This window comes from Paenibacillus alkaliterrae (assembly GCF_021532375.1).
Taxonomy (GTDB): domain Bacteria; phylum Bacillota; class Bacilli; order Paenibacillales; family Paenibacillaceae; genus Pristimantibacillus; species Pristimantibacillus alkaliterrae.
In genome coordinates this window covers 1-4,259 of record NZ_JAKGAP010000134.1, presented here as the reverse complement: position 1 = coordinate 4,259, position 4,259 = coordinate 1, and the positions used below count along the sequence as shown (strand labels likewise).

7 protein-coding genes and 1 pseudogene are annotated in these 4,259 nt (G+C 42.8%); 3 read left to right on the top strand and 5 right to left on the bottom strand.

What is annotated here, in order from left to right:
- Nucleotides 1–97: 97 nt before the first annotated feature.
- The 3 genes from L1N85_RS26585 to L1N85_RS26575 all read right to left on the bottom strand — a co-directional run bounded on the left by L1N85_RS26585 (nucleotide 98) and on the right by L1N85_RS26575 (nucleotide 1,918).
- Nucleotides 98–379 (bottom strand): hypothetical protein, encoded by a 282-nt coding sequence (locus tag L1N85_RS26585; RefSeq protein ID WP_235242030.1) that lies wholly within the window; start codon nucleotides 377–379, stop codon nucleotides 98–100.
- A gap of 63 nt (nucleotides 380–442) precedes the next feature.
- Nucleotides 443–694: a hypothetical protein gene (locus tag L1N85_RS26580; protein ID WP_235242029.1), complete on the bottom strand. Its 252-nt coding sequence runs from the start codon at nucleotides 692–694 to the stop codon at nucleotides 443–445.
- Nucleotides 695–931: 237 nt separating this feature from the next.
- The gene (locus L1N85_RS26575) at nucleotides 932–1,918 is read right to left on the bottom strand and encodes an NAD(P)-dependent alcohol dehydrogenase (RefSeq protein ID WP_235242028.1); all 987 of its coding nucleotides are present in this window, start codon (nucleotides 1,916–1,918) and stop codon (nucleotides 932–934) included.
- Nucleotides 1,919–2,338: 420 nt separating this feature from the next.
- Here L1N85_RS26575 and L1N85_RS26570 point away from each other — a divergent pair, with 420 nt between their 5' ends.
- From L1N85_RS26570 to L1N85_RS26560, 3 genes and pseudogenes are all read left to right on the top strand, one after another.
- Complete coding sequence (locus L1N85_RS26570; RefSeq protein WP_235242027.1) at nucleotides 2,339–2,785, top strand: hypothetical protein; 447 nt, start codon at nucleotides 2,339–2,341, stop codon at nucleotides 2,783–2,785.
- Between the two features lies 1 nt (nucleotide 2,786).
- On the top strand, nucleotides 2,787–3,014 hold the full coding sequence (locus L1N85_RS26565; protein WP_235242026.1) for a helix-turn-helix transcriptional regulator: 228 nt from the start codon (nucleotides 2,787–2,789) through the stop codon (nucleotides 3,012–3,014).
- 10 nt (nucleotides 3,015–3,024) lie between these two features.
- Nucleotides 3,025–3,532 (top strand): annotated as a pseudogene (locus L1N85_RS26560) (NAD(P)-dependent alcohol dehydrogenase); the annotation flags it as partial.
- Here L1N85_RS26560 and L1N85_RS26555 read toward each other — a convergent pair.
- The gene (locus L1N85_RS26555; protein ID WP_235242025.1) at nucleotides 3,450–3,797 is read right to left on the bottom strand and encodes a PIN domain-containing protein; all 348 of its coding nucleotides are present in this window, start codon (nucleotides 3,795–3,797) and stop codon (nucleotides 3,450–3,452) included. The pseudogene L1N85_RS26560 and the gene L1N85_RS26555 sit on opposite strands and share 83 nt — an antisense overlap.
- Entirely contained in the window at nucleotides 3,791–4,015 is a 225-nt protein-coding gene (locus tag L1N85_RS26550) for a hypothetical protein (protein WP_235242024.1), read from the bottom strand. The genes L1N85_RS26555 and L1N85_RS26550 overlap by 7 nt, the downstream gene beginning before the upstream one ends.
- Nucleotides 4,016–4,259 lie beyond the last annotated feature (244 nt).

Below are 4,259 nucleotides of genomic sequence, written 5' to 3'. Positions count from 1 at the left end.
TCATTCCCATCCTCGGTTGTAAAGTTAAGATTAATGTTTTAATCTCCTGCATTTCACGCTGTTAGGCGCTTATAGCAGAACTTGTCGTACATATCCATTAGTTTGTTGTTTTATATCGTTCTTGGTTCGGCCGTTCGTCATCTTCGCCGTAAACAATGACATAATCAGCATGATAACGGGATGCGAACCTTATCGGGCTAACATGCAAATAGCGTTCGCCCTCCTGATCCTTATACACAATCTGTACGGACAGGCCTTCCGATATGGCGCGGGAGAGCAGCTCCATATGCTGAATCGTCCGCGGATCAACATCAAATACCGGCAAGCGGGCATAATTCTCTGCCTCACTTTCCTCCGTGCTTTCGAATCGGCCAAGCAAATCGGCGACGCGCTGAACAGATTTGGCATTATCATAATTGTAATGCCGGTAACAGAGCGCGAGTTATTTTAACACCTTCTTCTCCTCATCGCTCATATACATATGAGGTAATACGAAGGCCTCGTCTTCATAACAGTACACTCTATGTTTGGCTACATATTTCAATGGCGCGCGAAGTGACATTTCCATATATTCAATGTCACGTGCAGCCTGCCGTTTTGAAATTTCAAACTCCTTAGCAAGAAGGCTGCTGTTCGGGTAGTTGCCCGCTCGTACTTGCTGATCAAACCACCCGATACGATGCATGTTGCTCATGCCCAAACAGCTCCTTCTCTCATCTGCTTCTTCTCATTCCAGCACCCGATAGCTCCACCGGCAACTAAAGCTTAGCGGATAACGGCGTCTACCCTCTCCTGCGGTGCGTTTATGCATCGCTTGCATACTTGAACAGATGTTCCATTCGAGTTCGTCTGTGTATACAGAAGCTTAATTCTTGTGCTTGCGCATAGGGGAATCGTCTAAGAGGAATAGCGGCCCAGTGCAGCGCTAGGCTTAGTTATTCCGTTCCAACGTTATGACTACATTTCCCTTTTTATGCCCTTTTTCAACATAGCTATGAGCCTCGGCAGTTTGTTCTAACGGATAGCGTCTATCTATGACCGATTTTATCTGTCCCGCCTCAATAAGCTCTTTGAGGAAAATTAAATCTTCCTTTCTGTCGTTTGACATCGCACATATTACTTTCTTGCTGCCTATTATTGAAGTCCTTAGCATTTGAACAAGCTGTGGAAAATGAAAGACTGCTAAAAGATAGAATCCTTTTTGCTTTAGCGAGCTTTTACAACGTGAAAACGAAGTCTTGCCTAACGTGTCAAAAATAATATCATAGATCTGACCGTTTTTGGTAAAATCCTCTTTCGTATAATCAATGACCTTATCGGCTCCCAGAGATTTGACCAGTTCTAAATTCGCGGTACTGCATACCCCGGTAACTTCTGCCCCAAAATACTTGGCAAGCTGTACCGCAAAAGTACCTACACTTCCAGAAGCGCCATTGATAAGAACTTTTTGTCCGCGCTGTATCTTTCCCTTATCTCTAAGGAAAAACAATGCGGTTGATGCGCCAACAGGAACGGTGGCGGCTTCCTCAAAGGTTATATTGGCCGGCTTTATTGCCACTGGCCCGTCTTCTGGCAGACATCTGTACTCGGCATAAGCTCCCATTCCAAAACCGCTAGCTGCAAAAACCTGATCACCTTTCTTAAATTGTTTTACATCTTTGCCTACTGATTCAATTTCCCCGGCTAGCTCAATCCCTAGTATCGTTTTTCTTGGTTTTCTGAGACCCATAGCTATTTTTGAGATGGGCCAGAAAGGCAATGTCTTTCTGGTGCCCATTCGAATTCTCGCGTCTCCTGCTGATACTGTTGTTGCAAATATTTTAATGAGTACTTCATTGTCCTTGGGAGTAGGTTTTTCTACCTCTTTGAGCTGAAGAACATCCGGTGAACCGTATTTTGTGCAAACAATGGCTTTCATGGATTTCCTCCCAGTTTACTTTAAATTTGCAGAACGAAATTATCCAGGATGTCGTGATTTCATTAACCGCTCGATCAGGCGTGGGCGAAGGACAGCTTTAGGCAGAGGCGGGGATATATAAAGTTTAGTGGATAAAATTGGGATAGATATGGTTCAATTATAATAACCATAGCTCTCCGCCGTCAACTTCGATTTAAGCCATTTAATACTTAGTAAATTAATTGTCTATTTGTGAAAGTCGGCGAATCCGGGACATTTCCGTGGACTTCTTTCACTTTGACTCCCTGGGTTGGCGGCTAAATGCTGGAAATTATTTTACTTTCTAATGTAAAATATAATTGACATTATGTATGGTTTTAATTACATTATGTATAAAAAACTTTACCATAAGTAAAGATTAACGTACAGGAGGAGTAACAGATGTCCTTTCAAGAGAAAAAGAACATCGTATCTTTAATCAGCACCTTTCTAATTTTTGGATGTTATTGTTTGTATGTGTTTCAAAAGTACCCCTTTGGGGGGCTGGATCAGGCAGATTCCTTCAGCTTTTGGGGGTCCTTCATCTTAATCTTAATCCCGGTGACGATTGCAGCAAAAATCATCATTTCCATTGTATTCACGATCATCTATAGGATAGCAACAAGCGAAGAAGAACCTTCATTCGCTGATGAACTCGACAAGTTAATTGAATTGAAGGCCACAAGGAATTCTCATTATGTGTTTGTACTTGGCTTTCTACTAGCGATGGGATCGCAGGTCTTGGATATGCAGCCTACCGTAATGTTCATCATCCTGATTAGCTCAGGGCTCGTATCAGAAATCGTTGGTGTTATCACACAGCTCTATCATTATCGGAAAGGAGTCTAAGATGGGCAAAAGTCTTATTGGCAATCATGTTCGTAAATTACGATTTAACCATGATGAAATGACCCAACAGCAATTGGCTGATAAAGTGGGCGTGACACGACAAACCATCGTAGCCATCGAAAAGGGAAACTACTCCCCTTCTCTGGAATTGGCTTTTCGCATTGCTCTCGTCTTCAACGCTCCGCTTACTGAGGTTTTCTTTTTAAAAGATAACAATTTGACCGTCTAGGAGGATGCTCATGAAAGCAATGGTGTGCACAAAATACGGAACACCGGATGTTCTACAGCTCAAGGAGGTAGCAAAACCTGCTCCCAAGGACAATGAAGTACGGATCCGAATATTGGCGGCAACCGTAGGGCCAGCGGACTGCGCTTTCCGAAAGGGCGATCCATTCATTGTCAAACTTATTTACGGGCTTAGAAGACCGAAATACCCCATACTGGGGACTGAGCTGAGCAAAAATTCAGCCCGGACAAAAAGTTCTAATCAATGGCGCTTCCGGATCGGTAGGTATTTATGCGGTACAGCTTGCCAAGTACTTCGGGGCAGAGGTTACCGGGGTATGCAGTACAACCAATGTAGAATTGGTGAAGTCACTGGGAGCCGATGAGGTTATTGACTATACCAAAGAAGATTTCACCAAAACCGGCCAAACCTACGACGTTATTTTCGACGCGGTAGGCAAGCGTTCATTCGCACAATGCAAAGGCTCGCTAACGCAAAAAGGAGTATATCACGGTTTGATTCTTTTCGCTGCTCAAGTCTGATTTTCCCAGCTATTGTTGCAATGTCATTGTTAACATCAATGAATCGGTTCAGAGCTATATTTTGAACAGCTTGCCACTCGGAATCATTTCTCACACCACTAAGCAATTCACACTTCGTTATGACTGAAAAATAAAACTCATAACCCTTATCTTGGAGGATTTGAATCGTTTCGACAATAGATGTTTTATCATTTAATAAACCGATGGCGATATTGGTGTCCAGGATTACTCCTTCCTTCACCATTCTTGCCTCATTTCCTCATTTTCCTTCAGCCACTCTTGTGCTCTTTCATCAGTTATTGTACCTCTTAAGCTCATTAAATCAGAAATACCTGCTTCCTTATAGTCACTAATCATGCTGTTTCGCAGGTCAATTACAATACGATCACCTTCTTTAACATCGTACTTCTGAAGCAGCTTTCTAATAGCATCTGTTGTGGTCTTATCGATTTTTTTGGCCATTGCTTCTCTCCCCATTCCATATACAGAGATATCGAAAATTTAATTCCGTTCAACGATCATTTTCTTTATTATAACACTAACGCAACTTATTCGATAACAGCCAGAAGCGATTCCTTAAGTAGCAATAGGTAAGCGTTTGATGTAATCTTGTTGCCGCTCACGTAAAATGACGGCGTGAATCTTACCGACAATGACGGTAGAAATGTAACGTCAACCCGCCAAGCGGGTGAGAAGCGTATCGCCA